This is a genomic window from Nocardia sp. NBC_01329 (assembly GCF_035956715.1).
Taxonomy (GTDB): Bacteria; Actinomycetota; Actinomycetes; order Mycobacteriales; family Mycobacteriaceae; genus Nocardia.
The window spans coordinates 5,798,017-5,813,486 of the sequence record NZ_CP108381.1 but is presented as its reverse complement, the minus strand read 5'-3'; the positions used below and the strand labels follow the sequence as shown (position 1 = coordinate 5,813,486).

The window sequence follows — 15,470 nt, the reverse complement described above, 5'->3', positions numbered from 1 at the left end:
GACCAGCATGTACGACGGTCCCACCGCCCACCGGGAAGCACGTGAAGTTGCACGGAAAGAAGAGGAAGTACCACGAGAAGGAAGGAGGCGTTGCCCGTCGGGTCGCCCACGAAGTTATGTGGTCAGGGTGATCACCGACGTTTCGGTTACATGTCGGAAGACGAAGTAATTCCCCCTTTCAACGCCCCGGCGCCACAGGCGCCGGGGCACTTCGGCGTCCGGAGGCCGCACGATTTCTGAACCCACGACCGCGAACGAGAAGTTCGACGATGACGACTACCCCGCCTACACCATGGGCCGGGCCGCCGACCTGCTCGGCACCACCCAAGCGTTCCTGCGCACCCTCGACGACGCGAAACTGATCGTTCCGCAACGCTCGCCCGGCGGGCACCGCCGCTACTCCCGATACCAGCTACGTATCGCCGCCCGCGCCCGCGAACTCGTGGACTCCGGCACCCCCCTGGAAGCCGCGTGCCGGATCATCATCCTCGAAGACCAACTCGCCGAAGCCCGCGAAATCAACGCCGCACTCACCCGAGAGGATTGAGCGGAACTCACCCCGCCCAGTTGCGAAAGACCGCCCGCCCGCCGGGGAGGCGGTCACAGGTGGATAAGCCATCCGTCGGGCCGATCGAGTTCGGCCCACACGGTTTTCCCGCCCTCGCGATAGTCGGTTCCCCACCGGGCCGCGAGCTGCGCGACCAGCAGCAGCCCGCGCCCGCCCGTGTGGTCGGGCCGACGGATCCGCGGCGAGACGGGCGAGGCGTCGTTCACCTCGATACGGAACCAGCTGTGGCCGTCCACCATCAAGCGGCAGATGTGCGGCGAGCGGGCGTGACGCCGAGCATTGCTGACCAACTCATCACTGACCTGCACCGCATCGCACACCTCGATCCCGGCACACCCACTCATCAGGCGGCGCACCTCGGCCCGCACCTGCCCCGCCGACGTCGTCTCGAGATCCACCTCGACAACCCGGCAACCCCGTCCATCACCGCCCCGCACCGGGTTCAGTGTCGTCATGCCCACCGCGGCTCCTCCTCCCGCTCCGCGAAACGCCCCGCAATCCGCAGCCGCTCCGACTGGCCCCTGCTTACCCGTCATGAACCGACGGAAACCCCACCGCCGGAACTCCTCAGCGCCGCATCTCGGGCGACTGTCCCTCCACCCCACCCGTAGCGGCGGTCCCGGACCGTGTACGGGCTACCCACGCCCGGATACGGCGCTGTCCGCGCGCCGATGGCACGCGGACAGGGTGATCGAGTCCTTTCGGTGGGTTGTGGTTCAGGGTGCCGTGATGGTGTTGGTGTCGAGGGTGACTGCGCCGTTGAGGGCCAGGATGTTCCCGTCTGCGGTGACGCCGGTTGTCACCGTCACCGAGGTGAAGGCCAGCAGGCTTCCGGCGAAGTCGGTATCGGCGCCCAGTGTGGCCGAGCTACCGACTTGCCAGAACACGTTGTCCGCGGTGGCGCCGTTGATGAGGTTGACCACGCTGTTGGCTCCGGTGATCAGTGTCGTCCCGGCCTGGAAGATGAACACTGCGCTCGGATTGCCTTGCCCGTCCAGGGTGACCGTGCCGTTCAGGCCGATCCCGCCGGTGGCGTTGTACACCCCGGAGGTCAGGGTTTGTCCGGCGAGATCGGTGGTCACGGCAGCGGTGGGTGTCCGGCCCGCCGCATCGGTGTAGGCGGCCTGTAAATCGGTGTGTGCCTGCGCCGCGGCCGCGTCCCCGGCATGGATCGCACCGCCTGTCACCGTTCCCGGCGGGAATCCGGTCACCGAGGTGCCCGGGCTGACACCCAGGTCGCCGGAGATGGCCGTGGCTCCGGTGTTGGTGACTGTCGAGGCACCCAGTACCGCGAACGAAGCCGCGGTCCCCAGATCGACAGGCGCCAGACCCGAAGAAGCGTAGGTGAAGGAGACACCATTGCTGGTTCCACCTGGAGTGGTGACGGTGACAGACACTGTTCCAGCTGCATGAGCTGGGGTGAGGACGGTGATCTGGGTGTCGGAGTTTACCGTGAACGAGGTTGCCGGTGTCCCACCGAAACTCACCGCGGTGGTTCCGGTCAGGCCTGTGCCGGTGAGCACGACCGCTGTCCCACCGCTGGGCGGTCCTGAGTTCGGGGTGACGCCGGTGAGGGTGGGCACCGCGATATAGGTGAACGCGACACCGTTGCTGGTTCCGAACGGGTTGGTCACGGTGACCGATACCGGCCCAGCTGGATGGGCAGGGGTCACCGCGGTGATCTGCGTCGAGGAGTTGACCGTGAACGAGGTTGCCGGTGTCCCACCGAAACTCACCGCGGTGGCTCCGGTGAAGTTGGTCCCGGTGAGCACGACCGCCGTCCCGCCGGCCGCGGACCCCGAAGTCGGAGTGATGCTGGTCAAGGTAGGAACCGGAGCCGGACCATAGATGTAGGGCATCGGGTTGCTCGTGCCGTCCAGCAGTACTTGGACGGTGACGTTGACCGTGCCGGTGCCGGGCGGGACGATGGCCGTGATCTGGGTATCGGAGTCGATGGTGAATGTCGTTGCGTTCGCGCCGAACCGGACGGTCAAGGGACCGACATTGGCGTATCCGGAGCCGGTGATCACTACAGAGTTGAAACCCGCCGGAGGGCCGAAAGAGGGTGTCAGTGAGGTGATAACAGGTGCCATTATATTGCTTTCTGATCAGTGAACGCGAAAAAAGGGGTTTCCGCAGCAGCGCAGGGTTCGTCTGTTTGATACGCCGCCTATAACCAGTAGTCGTCCAGCGGTGGCACTTTGGCAAGGAATCCGCGGTCAGTTCTTGTCCGGTCTCTTTCCATTTTCGGGTCCGGTCGATAGCTCCAAGGAAGCTGAAATCGGTCGGGAACTTGTGTTATGTCTTCGATGGGAGCCGCCGCCCAGCTAGGACGCCTGAGCTTTGTTCGCGAATTCCGGTGCCGATTGTTCGCGAATTCCGGTGCCGATTGTTCGCGAATTCCGGTGCCGATTGTTCGCGAATCCCGGTGCCGATTGTTCGCGAAATTCTGTGCCATTATTCGGGAATTTCGGTACCGGACGTTTGCGAAATTCGGTGTCGTTGTTCGCGAATTCTGGCGTCGGTCGTTCACGAATACAGGCATCGGCGGGGCAGGATGCTTCCCGACCCCGGTCAGGAAAGATTGACATCACTGGGCTAGGGCCTACCACCAACAGTGGTGTCGAAATCGGCGATCACAAAAAATCTCGAGGTGATGTCGAGATTCGCCAGCGACTGCTGCCCGTATTCACGATCAGAACCAGGTGCCGGCAAGAACCGTGCCATCTGGCACGGCAGCGCAACTGCCCGGTAGCGGTGGTGGCGGGCGCCGTCTGTCGTGTGGCGAGGGGGCTTGACTTGTCGGGGCCATCGAATTCGACTTCGAGATGCCGCAGACCCGGGCCGCGGATCAGCGAATCCGCCTCTTCACACCACCACCCGGCTCCCCGGGCGTCACGGCTCTCGAACTCCTCCGCGTCGTTGAACCGGAGACCGCCCACCGCAGTCACCGTTGAGCGCCTTGCGCGATCGGCGAAACCTGGAGTCGATGCGAGTCACGGCAGACCCGTTTACACCGAGCAGCCGGACCGGGTCACCGAGGTCCGCCGCCGGACAGCGTGGGAGGACATCGATCGAGCCGCGAGTATCAGTTCCCGCCCGGGCGCTGCTGATCCGATCCGTAGAGCAGCCGGTTGACCCGGACCAGGACGTCGAGCTGAGCCGGGTTGTAGAGATCTCGCAGAGCTTTGCCGACCGTTTCCGCCGCGCGTTTCGCGCCCACCGGCGAATCGGTGGCCGGCGCGGCGATCTCGGGGTATTCGGCGCTCACCTCGCCGGCGTACGGGGCCAATCGTTCGGCCAATTCGATACGGGTGGGTTCGTCGGCCTCGGCGGGCAGCTCGTCGAATTCCGACATCGCGGGCACAGTGCGTTGTTCGTTCAGCAGACCGCGCAGCGCACCCAGACCGGAGGGGCCCAGCACCCGGGTGAGGATGACAGTGAAGTCGCGGTCGGCGTCGGTGAGCACGGCGGTGGCCGGACCCATATCGGATGGGAGATCGGTGGAGGCGCCCTGCCGCAGGATCAGGGCGAGTTCCACTCGGATGCGCTGGAGCCGATCGATGGTCGCCGCCAGTTCGGCGTCCAGAGTCTGTAACGCGTCACGGGGAAAATCTTCCCCTTCACCCATCTCGGCGATCTGTGCGAGCGGTATTCCGAGATCGGAGAGTCGTTTGATCCGCAGAACACGCAGCAGGTGGGCTACCCCGTACCGCTTGTAGCCGTTGGAGGCCCGTTCGGGCTCGTCGAGCAGACCGATGTCGTGGTAGTGACGGACCGCGCGCACGCTCGTGCCCGCGAGTTCCGCGAGCTGACGGGTACTCCACGTCATGACCGACTCCTCCGCTCCGGTTCCGCCGCCACAACGCGGCGGCTCGATACCAGCCCGACTCGATACCAGCCTGAACTGTGCCGTAGCGGCACAGTCAAGCGCGCGCACCCCGGCGCACGGCATCCCGGTGGCGAACGACACGAACCGATCCACCGATGTGACCTGGATCTCGCCGGATCGGCGTTGACCGTGCCGTTGCGGCCTGGTGTCTCCTGGCATCAGCCATCGAGCACAGCGTCCGATCGAGCACAGCGTCCGATCGAGCACAGCGTCCGATCGAGCACAGCGACCTCCGGACGTGGGACACCCACGGTACCGCCGCTACCGGTCGCAGTCGCCTACCCACCGACAGCCGGAAGGATCGATATGGCACTGCCCGAACTACTACCGGAATTCGTCACCGTGGAGGACTTCTTCGGCCCACCCGTCCGCACGGCCGCCTCCCTCTCGCCGGACGGGAACCGGATCGCCTATCTGGCACCGTGGCGAAACCGCCTCAATGTGTGGATCGAAGACCTCGACGGGGCCAGGACACCGCGCTGCGTCACCGCCGACGCGGATCGCAGTGTGCAGGAATACCACTGGACCAACGATCCGCGCCGGCTGCTGTACACCCAGGACAACGGCGGCGACGAGAACTGGCATCTGTACCGGGTCGACCTGGACGCCCCGGACGCCGCGGCCGTGGATCTCACACCGTTCCCCGGGTCGCGGGTACTGCATTTCGAAATGCCCGCCGAAAGGCCGGGGCGCGCACTGCTGACCCTGAATCTCAGGACGCTCCAGGAATTCGATCTCCACGAACTCGACATCGCCACCGGCGAAATCACTGTGCTGGCACAGAATCCGGGGTACGTCTCGGATTGGGTGCCCGGACGCGGCAGTGAACTGTTCGCCACCACGATGACCGCGAGCGGCGACTTCGAGTTCGGGCGCTGGGACAGCGTGACGGGCACGCTGCATCCGCTCCTGGTGTTCGACGGCACGGACTATCCGATGGGCGTCTATCCGGTGCAGCTCACCCCCGACGGAACCGGAGTGTGGATCGGCTCCAACCGGGGGACCGACCGCACCCGGGTGGTCCGGGTGGATCTGGCCTCGGGCGCGGAGACCGAGGTCGACAGTCACCCCACCTTCGATCTCGACACCCGCCCCATGGTGAACCCGGCACTGCCACCGCCGCTCATCCTCGATCGGCGGACCGGCGAGTTGATCGGCGCCCGCTACCTGCGCGAACGGCAGGTGATCCGACCCCTCGACCCGCTATTCGCGGAGGTGCTCGAGAACCTTTCCGCGCTGTCGGACGGCGACCTCGCCGCGATCTCCTCGGACGAGAGCGGCCGGCGATGGGTTGTCTCTTTCACCCACGACCGCGATCCCGGCCGCACCTATTTCTACGACCACACCACCGGGGAGAGCAGGCTGCTCTTCCGGCCTTTCCCGCATCTGGACCCCGCGACTCTGGCGCCGATGACACCGGTGACGGTCCCTTCACGCGACGGACTCGAACTGCCGTGTCATCTGACGCTGCCCGTGGGGGTCGAACCGTGCGGATTGCCGATGGTCGTACAACTGCACGGCGGCCCGTGGTTCCGTGACAGCTGGGGCTACAGCCCAGGTGTACAGCTGCTGGCGAATCGTGGTTACGCGGTACTGCAGGTCAACTTCCGCGGATCCACCGGATACGGAAAAGCTTTCGTCGAAGCGGCGGTCGGCGAATTCGCCGGGCGGATGCACGACGATGTGATCGATGCGGTGAATTGGGCCGTCGGTGTGGGATACGCCGATCCCGACCGGGTCGCGATCTTCGGCGGCTCCTACGGCGGTTACGCCGCCCTGGTCGGGGTCACCCGTACCCCTGATATCTTCGCGGCGGCAGTCGATTATGTCGGGATCTCCGATCTCGCGGGTTTCATGCGGACCATCCCCGAGTTCGGGAGGCGGTTCCTGGTCAACAACTTCCATCGTTTCGTCGGCGACCCCGACGATCCGGAGCAGGCGGCCGATATCGCGGCCCGGTCGCCCATCTACCACCTCGACCGGATCCGCACGCCCCTGCTGGTGATCCAGGGCGCGAACGATGTACGGGTGGTCCGCGCCCAATCCGACGACCTCGTCGAGGAGCTACGGGCGCGCGGGGTCGAGGTCGAGTACATGGTCAAAGAGGACGAAGGGCACGGTTTCGTGAACCCGGACAACCAGATCGATATGTACCGCGCGATCGAGCGTTTCCTCGCCCGGCACCTCGGTTCCGGCGCGGGCGAGCAGCAGCTCCGAACCTGACCATCGAGTGGGCGGTGTCGTTCGGGCCGGCGCCGCACCCACACCGGCCCGGCCGTCGGGATTCGCTGGTTCCGCGCGACCCGCGGCGGCCCGGGTCGGCAGGTCGCGCAGGGCTCCGACGGGGGTGGACAGTCGATGCGTTCACTGGCACGATACGCACCGAAAACGTACAGACCATGCGGAGCTCGAGAACACCAGCGGTAGCCTCTGACGCCATGACCACGCACATGTTGCGAATTCGCTCCACTTCGCGTGTTCCAACCGGTGAAGGGAAGTGAACAAGCCGTGGCCACGGTGACCTTCGATCGCGCCACCCGGCAGTACCCGGGGGCCAAAACGCCCGCAGTCGATCAGTTGCAGCTCGAGATCGCCGATGGTGAGTTCCTGGTGCTGGTCGGCCCCTCCGGGTGCGGGAAATCGACTTCGCTGCGGATGCTCGCCGGACTCGAGGAAGTATCGGACGGTCGCATTCTGATCGGCGACCGCGATGTCACGCACTCCGATCCCAAGAATCGCGATATCGCGATGGTCTTCCAGAACTATGCGCTGTACCCGCATATGTCGGTCGCCGAGAACATGGGTTTCGCGCTCAAACTCGCCAAAGTCGGCAAGGACGAGTCCCAGCGCCGGGTGCGTGAAGCGGCCCGTCTGCTCGATCTCGAACCGCTGCTGGACCGGCTGCCCAAGGCACTATCCGGTGGTCAGCGGCAGCGGGTGGCGATGGGCCGGGCCATCGTGCGTGATCCGCAGGTGTTCCTGATGGACGAACCGCTGTCCAATCTGGACGCGAAATTGCGGGTGCAGACCCGAACCCAGATCGCCCAGCTACAGCGCAGGCTGTCGACGACGACGGTGTACGTCACCCACGACCAGGTCGAGGCCATGACGATGGGCGACCGGGTCGCGGTCATGCGCGACGGCCTGCTCCAGCAGTGCGCCGCCCCGCGCGACCTCTACCGCGATCCGGCGAACGTGTTCGTCGCCGGATTCATGGGGTCGCCGGCCATGAACCTGTTCACGCTGCCGATCACCGACGGTGCGGTGCGGATCGGTGGATTCGCGCTGCCCCTGCCACGCTCGGTCACCGACGCCGCGGGAGCCTCGGTGACCGTGGGCATCCGCCCCGAGCACCTGGAGACCGGTGATTCGGGTATCGAGATCGAGGTGGATGTGGTCGAGGAACTGGGTTCCGATGCCTTCATCTACGGCCGCCCCACCGAGAACACCCAGGGCGCGGACACGATCGTGGCGCGCACCGATTGGCGCAACCCGCCGGCGAAGGGCAGCCGGGTACGGCTGGCCACGGACCCCGAGCACGTCTACTTCTTCGCACCCGACGACGGTCGCCGCTTGAACTGAGCGGGGAACCCGGTTTCCGGGTCGCACCGGTCCGACGCCATGGACCGGTGCACGAGGTCGTCGACGGGAAGATCCGTGCCGCACCCTCGGTTCCCGTTATCCGCCGCCGACCCGCACCACCCGGCCTAGTGTGGTTCCGGTGAGCGAACTGCCCTGGCTGGACGAGGTCCACGTCTACGCGATCCCCTTGCGGACGCGATTCCGCGGGATCACCGTTCGCGAAGGGGTGTTGGTGCGCGGGCCCCGCGGCTGGGGTGAATTCTGCCCGTTCGCCGAATACGAAGACCGCGAGGCAGCGCACTGGCTCGATACCACTGTCGAGCAGGTCACCGTCGGCTGGCCGGAACCGGTGCGGGACCGGATTCCGGTCAACTGCACGGTGCCGGCCGTCTCCCCGGAACGGGCGCACACGATCGTCGCCGGGTCGGGCTGCCGTACGGCGAAGGTGAAGATCGCCGATCACCCCGGCTCACTGCCGGAGGACCTGGCCCGGGTGGAGGCCGTACGGTCGGCCCTGGGACCCGGCGGTGCGATCCGGGTCGACGCCAACGCCGTATGGGATGTCGAGACCGCCGTCCGGAGCATTCGCGAAATAGACCGGGCCGCAGGCGGACTGGAGTATGTCGAGCAACCGTGCCGCACGATCGAGGAGCTCGCCGCGGTGCGCCGCCGTGTCGCCGTGCCGATCGCCGCCGACGAATCGATCCGCCGCGCCGAGGACCCACTGCGCGTCGCGGTGGCCGGCGCCGCGGATATCGCGGTACTGAAATGCACTCCGCTCGGCGGTGTCCGGCGGGCACTGGAGGTCGCCGCGGCCGCCGGACTGCCGTGCGTGATCTCCTCGGCCCTGGAAACCAGCGTCGGACTCGCCGCGCAGCTCGCCCTGGCCGGGGCTCTTCCCGAACTCGACCACGCCTGCGGACTCGGCACGGTGAATCTGTTCGAAGGCGATATCGTCGCCGAGTCGCTGCGTCCGGTCGACGGTTACCTCCCGGTTCCGCGCACCGCCCCCGTGCCCGACCCCGATCTGCTGGCGAAGTACCGCCACCCGGACGCGGAGCGCGCTGATTGGTGGATCACCCGAATGCGGCGCTTGCTGGAGCTGCGGCGCACGGAGAATTGATGCCCGGCGCCACATGCGCCGACGGCAGCGTTCCGGACCGCGAGTAGGTCGGGCGAACCCTCCATCCACTTGTTGGTTTCACCAACGTTTGCTAACGTTGGCCTCACCAACAATAGGAGACGTTACATGGACGGGTTCGTTCGATACGCCGGCTCGGCCGCAATCGCCCTCGCACTCACCGTGACCGGATGCGCATCCTCCACATCCGCTACCGACCCCCGCGCCGCCACCCAGGAGACCACCGTGAACCCGGCTGCCATCACCCCCTTCGAGATCGACATCCCGCAGTCCGACCTCGACGACCTGAACGACCGACTCGCCCGCACTCGCTGGCCCAACGAGATCACCGACGCCGGAACGGACTACGGCTTCCCGCTGGCACGACTCCAGGAACTGGCCGAGCACTGGCGCACCGGCTACAACTGGCGCGAACACGAAGCCGCACTCAACGAACTCCCCCACTACACCACCGAAATCGATGGCCAGAACATTCACTTCGTCCACGTTCGCTCACCGAAATCCGACGCGCTCCCGCTGATCCTCACCCACGGCTGGCCCGGATCGTTCCTGGAATTCCTCGATGTGATCGAACCCCTCTCCCGCGACTTCCACCTCGTGATCCCGTCCATCCCCGGCTTCGGATTCTCCGGACCCACCCACGAACGCGGCTGGGACACCACCCGGGTCGCCCGCGCCTGGGCCGAACTCATGCACCGCCTCGGCTACCAGCGCTACGGCGCACAAGGCGGCGACTTCGGCTCGGGTATCTCGACCGCGCTGGGCGCGTCGGCGCCCGAACACGTCGTCGGAGTGCACGTCAATTACCTGCCCACCCGACCCGACCCCGAAGCCGGAATCGAACTGACCGCAACCGATCAGGCGCGGCTGGACAAGATCAAGCAGCTGATGGCGAACCGACCGCCGTACCAGGCTCTGCAGGCAACCACGCCGCAGACCATCGGTTACGCGCTGACCGACTCACCGGTCGGCCAGCTCGCCTGGATAGCCGAACGCTTCGCCCAGTGGACCGATCCGAGCACCCCGGTCGACGACGAACGGATCCTCACCGACGTCTCGCTGTACTGGCTGACCGCCACCGCGGCCTCCTCCGCGCGACTGAGCCGCGAGGCTGCGCGACGGACCGAACCGTGCCCCGTACCGCTCGGCGTGGCGGTATTCGCCCATGACATCACCCAGTCGGTGCGACCGCTGGCCGAACGGCTCTACGACATCCGGCACTGGTCCGAGTTCGACCGCGGCGGTCACTTCGCCGCGATGGAGGTACCGGAACTGCTCGCCGAGGACATCCGGACCTTTTTCCTCACCCGGCTCGACACCGATCCGGCCGCCCCTCGCTGAAGAACCGCCGGGCGTGCACCACTCACTCCACCCGCACTCCGCAGTCGTGAAAAGTCATCCGCAGCAACAACCCCGCCTCGGGTCCGATCACGCCCTCCACCAATTCCAGATAGCGACCACAGAATCCGGGCCCGTGCGCCGCCGCCGTTTCCGGCCTCGGTTCGAGGTGATGGGCGAGCTCGTGCAATACCACCAGTTCCCGGAGCGCCCACGCCGTCCGTCCGCGTCCCGAACGTCGGGCGGCGACCGGCACTGCCAGCACCGCGACGTCGGATTCATAGTGGGCGGCAACGCTTCCGGCGCGAGCACGAACCCGGATGGGCACCCCGGCCCGATCCCAGGTGGCCGCGACCCAGCCCAGTGCGAGCACTAGATCGCAGTACTGCTGCACCGAATCCACCGAGGCGAATCTCCGTTCCACCGGGAGAGTCAACCGCGACCCGTGCACTTCGACAGTTCGCTGCCCGAATTCCGCTGCTCGATCGAATATCGAGCGCACCAGTTGTTCCGCGTCGTACACCCTGGCGCGCTGGGTATCCCGCACGGCACTCATCGCGGGCTATTCGGGGAGTTGCCCGCGCGCGCCGTCCAGCTCGCGGGCGGGGCCGAGCCTGGCCGCCTGCCCGGCCCGGTCTCCCGCTCGCCGGGCGGCCGGCGCGTACCCGGTGGAAGTGTGCGGTCCGCGCCAGGTACCGCGGGCATCGGAAGTGCGGGTGTAGAAGTCGGTCAATTCGATGTCCTTGCCCCGCAGCGCGAGCGCCGTATCCGCGGCCTGCTCCGGGGACACGGATTCGGCCGCGTCCGCGTTCCGCGTGGTCGCGACCCGCTCGACCTCCTTTTTGGCCTCGGCCAGCCGGATTCCGATCCGCTCGGCGAACGCCAACTGGAAATTCAGCCGGGCCGTCACTCCGGCCACCGGTACCCGCGCCACCCGGCGTACCCGGCGCCCGGCGCGACGTTCGGTGACCACCTTCTCCACGGTCGCCGACCGATAATCCCCGGATTTGATGTATCGGTCCGAGGCCCGCACCATCTGCACCAGCAGGCTGGAGTAGAGCGCCTCGCAGACGGCGATATCGGCGGCGAACCCGTAGGCGTAGACCTGGGTGGAAGTGCGGGCGACATCGCAGCGCACATCGTTGGCGCCGGCGATCGCCACGAACAACTGCACATAGGTGCGCAACCCCTTGCGCCCGGGTTCACCGATCGGGATCATCCGCTGGATCAGCACGTCGGGCCGTTCCCGGTCCCGGGTGTGTGCCCGCGCCACGGCCAGATCGATCGAGGACCGGGTCGCCAGCCGCTGCGCCGCGGCGAGGAAAGCCTCGGCCTCGTGCTCGTTGTCGGTGGATTCGGCTTTGCGCAGCAGTCCGCCGATCCTGGTGAGCAGACGTTCGGATACTGCGTTCGCGGAAGACATCGGGCACCAGCCTACTGGTCGTGGCGGCCGCGAGACGGGCACAGGCATCCGCACCGGCTCCGCCACCAGTAGTTATGCGCACTGCCACACATTCCGGCGGACCGCACGGCCTGCCGCGCGCGGGCCGCGGCGGGCGGGGTTCAGCGCACTTCGATCCAGGAGTATCCGACACCGACGGTGCACACCATGTATGTTGCCTTGTGCTGCCGCTCACGTGTCGACCCTGGAGTTCCGCGATGGCTTTCAAGAAGGCGCCGTCCCTACGTGCCGCGCTCGTCCTATGGCCGATCGCGCTGCTGACCGTGACCTTTGCCACCGCCTGCAACGCCAGTGACACCGATGAACAGCTCGGCATGAACCAGGACGGACGCGGCCCGATCACCTACGTCGAAGGTAAGGACACCACCGAGACCGGTGCGGTCAAGCAGGTGATCGACAACTGGAATGCCACCCACCCGGACGAGCAGGTCACCTACAAGGAGCAATCCAACGACGCCTCGGCGCAGTACGACGATCTCGTCGAGCACATGCGCGCGAAGTCGACGGACTACGACGTGGTCGCCCTCGATGTGCCGTGGACCGCGGAGTTCGCGGCCAAGGGCTGGATCCAGCCGCTGGAGGATCAGTTCACCATCGACACCTCCCCGCTGCTCTCGCCGCCGGTGGCCGGCGCCACCTACAACGGCACTCTCTACGCCGCACCGCGCAACACCAACGGTGGCCTGCTGTTCTACCGCAAAGACCTGATACCCGACGCTCCCCGTACCTGGGCCGAGATGCGCGCCGCCTGCCCGCTGGCCCGCGATAACCAGATCGGCTGCTACGCGGGCCAGTTCGCCCCCTATGAGGGCCTGACCGTGAACACCGCCGAGGTGATCAACGCCTTCGGCGGCACCTTCGTCGGCACCGACGGCCGCACCCCCACAGTGAACAGCCCGCAGTCGCGGGCCGGGCTCGAGCAACTGGTCGACGCCTACCGGGTCGGCGATATCCCGCGCGAAGCCATCACCTTCCAAGAACCGACGAGCGGTGCCGCGTTCACGCAGGGCAAGCTCATGTTCCTGCGCAGCTGGCCCTCCACCTACGGTGACGCCTCCTCGGAGGCCTCGGCGGTCAAGGATAGATTCGGGGTCGCCCCGCTCCCCGGCGACACCGGTATCGGCGCCTCCACGCTCGGCGGCTACAACGCCGCGATCAGCGCGTACTCCGAGAACAAGGCCACCGCCCTGGATTTCCTGAAATACCTGATCGGCGAGGAAGCCCAGCACATCATCGCCTCCGGCGCGCTGCCGTCGGTGCGAGCCTCGATCTACGACGATCCGGCGCTCATCGCCAAGATGCCGTACCTGCCCGCCTTGAAGGATTCCATCGCCAGCGCGGTGCCCCGACCGGTCACACCGTTCTATCCGGCGGTGTCCAAAGCCATTCAGGACAATGCTTATGCTGCCCTGACCGGAACCAAGTCCGTGAACGACGCGATCATCGGCATGCAGAAGGGCATCGAGACGGCCGGATCGTAGCGGTTCAACCGGACCCGGCGAGCCCGTAGGAGAGAGTAACGGTGTCGGATCCTTCCGGAACGGACGCGCAGGCGTCGGTCCGTACAGAAAAGCCCGCGAACGCACGCGCGGATCGTGGGACGGCCGGCAGGCTTCGTGATGAAGCCCGCCTGTCGGGTCGGGCGTGGCTGTTCGTCGCGCCGGTACTGATAGCGCTCACCGTGGTGATCGGCTATCCGGTGCTGCGGGCGCTGTGGATGTCGTTCACCTACGACGATCAGCTCGATCCGGCGACCGGCCGTTTCGTCGACAGCGGCGAAGGCACCTTCTACAACTACCTGCACTGGCTCGTCGGTCAGTGCCAGGTGATCACCGGGGGCGTCACCGAATGCCCGACCGGCAATCTGGGCTCCGAGTTCTGGGGTGCCGTCGGCGTCACGCTGTTCTTCGCGGTCGTCACGGTGACGCTGGAGGTGGCGATCGGGCTGGGCATGGCGATCGTCATGGGCAAAACCTTCAAGGGCCGGGCGCTGCTGCGTGCGGCGGTACTGATCCCGTGGGCGATCCCGACGGCGGTGACGGCCCGGCTCTGGGAATTCATGTTCCAGTACGACGGTGTGGTCAACACCGTGTTCGGCACCGAGATCCTGTGGACCTCCGACGCCTGGCCGGCCCGTTTCGCGGTGATCGCCGCCGATGTGTGGAAAACCGCGCCGTTCGTGGCGCTGCTGCTGCTGGCCGGACTGCAGATCATCCCCGAGGACGTCTACGAGGCGGCGCGGGTGGACGGCGCCTCGGCCTGGCAGCGGTTCACCCAGATCACCATGCCGCTGCTCAAGCCGGCGTTGCTGGTCGCGGTGCTGTTCCGCACCATGGACGCGCTGCGCATGTACGACCTGCCCGCCATCATGACAAATGATCTGCCGGCCACCCGGACCTTGTCGGTGCTGGTGGTGGAGCAGACGCGGCAGGGTCCCAACAGTGCGGCGGCGCTGTCGACGATCACCTTCCTGTTGATCTTCGCGGCGGCCTTCCTGCTGGTGAAGGTATTGGGTGCGAACGCGGTGCGGACGCAGGAAGAACAGCGGAAGGCGTGATGGCCGCGGTGACAACAACACAGCAAACCGGGGCCGCCCGGCCGGCATCGTCCTGGCGGCGCAGGCTCGGCTCGGCCCGTATCTACGTGGGCGCCCTGATCGTGTTCCTGTGGGGGCTGGGCCCGTTCTATTGGATGGCGGTGACCGCGTTCCGCGACCCCGCCTACACCTTCGATCCCACGCCGTGGCCCACCCACGTCACCCTGGACAACTTCCGCGACGCCTTCGACACCAGCCGCGGTAACGATTTCGGCCGGGCATTGCTCAACAGCGTGATCATCGGCACCGCCACCACCGCGATCGCGCTGGTCATCGGGATCATGGCCGCCTACGCGCTGGCACGGCTCACCTTCAAGGGTCGCTACCTGGTGTCCGGACTGATCCTGAGCGCGTCGATGTTCCCGGTCGTAGTGCTGGTGACCCCGCTGTTCCAGCTGTTCACCGATATCGGCTGGATCGGCAGGTACCAGGCGCTCATCCTGCCGAACATCTCCTTCGTGCTGCCGCTGACCGTCTACATCCTGGCCTCGTTCTTCGCCGAACTGCCATGGGAACTCGAGGAGGCGGCCCGTATCGACGGCGCCACCAAAGTCCAGGCCTTCCGTTTGGTGATGCTGCCGCTGGCCGCGCCCGCGGTGTTCACCACCGCGATCCTGGCGTTCATCGCCGCCGTGAACGAATATCTACTCGCCCGAGTCCTATCCGGTAGCGAAACGGAACCGGTGACCGTGGCAATCGCCCGTTTCTCCGGGAACAATCCCCTGGTGGAACCGTATGCGGCGATCATGGCCGCGGGCACGTTGGTGACCGTTCCGCTGGTGATACTGGTACTCGTCTTCCAGCGGCGAATCATCTCCGGGCTCACCGCGGGCGGCGTCAAAAGCTGATCACTGGGTATCCTGAGGACCGGCGGTGGTGCGCCTGAGTTTT

Annotated in this window: 13 protein-coding genes; 8 read left to right on the top strand and 5 right to left on the bottom strand. The window is 66.5% G+C overall.

Annotated features, from left to right (window positions below):
• Positions 1 to 292 precede the first annotated feature (292 nt).
• Positions 293 to 547 carry a MerR family transcriptional regulator gene (locus OG405_RS26375; protein WP_327149098.1) on the top strand — a complete coding sequence of 85 codons (255 nt, stop codon included), beginning with the start codon at positions 293 to 295 and terminating at the stop codon, positions 545 to 547.
• A 53-nt stretch (positions 548 to 600) separates the two neighbouring features.
• Here OG405_RS26375 and OG405_RS26370 read toward each other — a convergent pair whose 3' ends face one another.
• From OG405_RS26370 to OG405_RS26360, 3 genes are all read right to left on the bottom strand, one after another.
• Positions 601 to 1,023, bottom strand: coding sequence for an ATP-binding protein (locus OG405_RS26370; protein ID WP_327149097.1), 423 nt, complete (start codon positions 1,021 to 1,023; stop codon positions 601 to 603).
• 261 nt (positions 1,024 to 1,284) lie between these two features.
• Positions 1,285 to 2,598 carry an ice-binding family protein gene (locus tag OG405_RS26365; RefSeq protein ID WP_327149096.1) on the bottom strand — a complete coding sequence of 438 codons (1,314 nt, stop codon included), beginning with the start codon at positions 2,596 to 2,598 and terminating at the stop codon, positions 1,285 to 1,287.
• Positions 2,599 to 3,656: 1,058 nt separating this feature from the next.
• The gene (locus OG405_RS26360; RefSeq protein ID WP_327149095.1) at positions 3,657 to 4,400 is read right to left on the bottom strand and encodes a helix-turn-helix domain-containing protein; all 744 of its coding nucleotides are present in this window, start codon (positions 4,398 to 4,400) and stop codon (positions 3,657 to 3,659) included.
• 366 nt (positions 4,401 to 4,766) lie between these two features.
• On the opposite strand from OG405_RS26360, the gene OG405_RS26355 reads away from it, so the two are divergent.
• The 4 genes from OG405_RS26355 to OG405_RS26340 all read left to right on the top strand — a co-directional run bounded on the left by OG405_RS26355 (position 4,767) and on the right by OG405_RS26340 (position 10,524).
• Positions 4,767 to 6,683, top strand: a complete 1,917-nt coding sequence (locus tag OG405_RS26355; protein WP_327149094.1) for a S9 family peptidase — start codon at positions 4,767 to 4,769, stop codon at positions 6,681 to 6,683.
• Positions 6,684 to 6,968: 285 nt separating this feature from the next.
• Positions 6,969 to 8,042 carry an ABC transporter ATP-binding protein gene (locus tag OG405_RS26350; protein ID WP_327149093.1) on the top strand — a complete coding sequence of 358 codons (1,074 nt, stop codon included), beginning with the start codon at positions 6,969 to 6,971 and terminating at the stop codon, positions 8,040 to 8,042.
• 130 nt (positions 8,043 to 8,172) lie between these two features.
• Complete coding sequence (locus OG405_RS26345; RefSeq protein WP_442790616.1) at positions 8,173 to 9,165, top strand: o-succinylbenzoate synthase; 993 nt, start codon at positions 8,173 to 8,175, stop codon at positions 9,163 to 9,165.
• Between the two features lie 126 nt (positions 9,166 to 9,291).
• Complete coding sequence (locus OG405_RS26340) at positions 9,292 to 10,524, top strand: epoxide hydrolase family protein (RefSeq protein ID WP_327149092.1); 1,233 nt, start codon at positions 9,292 to 9,294, stop codon at positions 10,522 to 10,524.
• A 22-nt stretch (positions 10,525 to 10,546) separates the two neighbouring features.
• Here the strand turns inward: OG405_RS26340 and OG405_RS26335 are convergent, their stop codons facing one another.
• Complete coding sequence (locus OG405_RS26335; RefSeq protein WP_327149091.1) at positions 10,547 to 11,077, bottom strand: TIGR04338 family metallohydrolase; 531 nt, start codon at positions 11,075 to 11,077, stop codon at positions 10,547 to 10,549.
• 6 nt (positions 11,078 to 11,083) lie between these two features.
• Positions 11,084 to 11,944, bottom strand: a complete 861-nt coding sequence (locus OG405_RS26330) for a DUF2786 domain-containing protein (protein ID WP_327149090.1) — start codon at positions 11,942 to 11,944, stop codon at positions 11,084 to 11,086.
• Between the two features lie 236 nt (positions 11,945 to 12,180).
• On the opposite strand from OG405_RS26330, the gene OG405_RS26325 reads away from it, so the two are divergent.
• Genes OG405_RS26325 through OG405_RS26315 form a run of 3 tightly spaced genes read left to right on the top strand, consistent with a single transcriptional unit; the run spans position 12,181 to position 15,427 of the window.
• Positions 12,181 to 13,464: an ABC transporter substrate-binding protein gene (locus OG405_RS26325; RefSeq protein WP_327149089.1), complete on the top strand. Its 1,284-nt coding sequence runs from the start codon at positions 12,181 to 12,183 to the stop codon at positions 13,462 to 13,464.
• Positions 13,465 to 13,505: 41 nt separating this feature from the next.
• The gene (locus OG405_RS26320; protein WP_442790615.1) at positions 13,506 to 14,540 is read left to right on the top strand and encodes a carbohydrate ABC transporter permease; all 1,035 of its coding nucleotides are present in this window, start codon (positions 13,506 to 13,508) and stop codon (positions 14,538 to 14,540) included.
• On the top strand, positions 14,540 to 15,427 hold the full coding sequence (locus OG405_RS26315; RefSeq protein WP_327149088.1) for a carbohydrate ABC transporter permease: 888 nt from the start codon (positions 14,540 to 14,542) through the stop codon (positions 15,425 to 15,427). Before OG405_RS26320 ends, OG405_RS26315 begins: the two co-directional genes overlap by 1 nt.
• Positions 15,428 to 15,470: the final 43 nt, after the last annotated feature.

Coding starts and splice junctions, on each gene's coding strand:
- OG405_RS26375 (WP_327149098.1), top strand. CDS start 293: ATGGGCCGGGCCGCCGACCTGCTCGGCACCACCCAAGCGTTCCTGCGC.
- OG405_RS26370 (WP_327149097.1), bottom strand. CDS start 1,023: ATGACGACACTGAACCCGGTGCGGGGCGGTGATGGACGGGGTTGCCGG.
- OG405_RS26360 (WP_327149095.1), bottom strand. CDS start 4,400: ATGACGTGGAGTACCCGTCAGCTCGCGGAACTCGCGGGCACGAGCGTG.
- OG405_RS26355 (WP_327149094.1), top strand. CDS start 4,767: ATGGCACTGCCCGAACTACTACCGGAATTCGTCACCGTGGAGGACTTC.
- OG405_RS26340 (WP_327149092.1), top strand. CDS start 9,292: ATGGACGGGTTCGTTCGATACGCCGGCTCGGCCGCAATCGCCCTCGCA.
- OG405_RS26335 (WP_327149091.1), bottom strand. CDS start 11,077: ATGAGTGCCGTGCGGGATACCCAGCGCGCCAGGGTGTACGACGCGGAA.
- OG405_RS26330 (WP_327149090.1), bottom strand. CDS start 11,944: ATGTCTTCCGCGAACGCAGTATCCGAACGTCTGCTCACCAGGATCGGC.
- OG405_RS26325 (WP_327149089.1), top strand. CDS start 12,181: ATGGCTTTCAAGAAGGCGCCGTCCCTACGTGCCGCGCTCGTCCTATGG.
- OG405_RS26315 (WP_327149088.1), top strand. CDS start 14,540: ATGGCCGCGGTGACAACAACACAGCAAACCGGGGCCGCCCGGCCGGCA.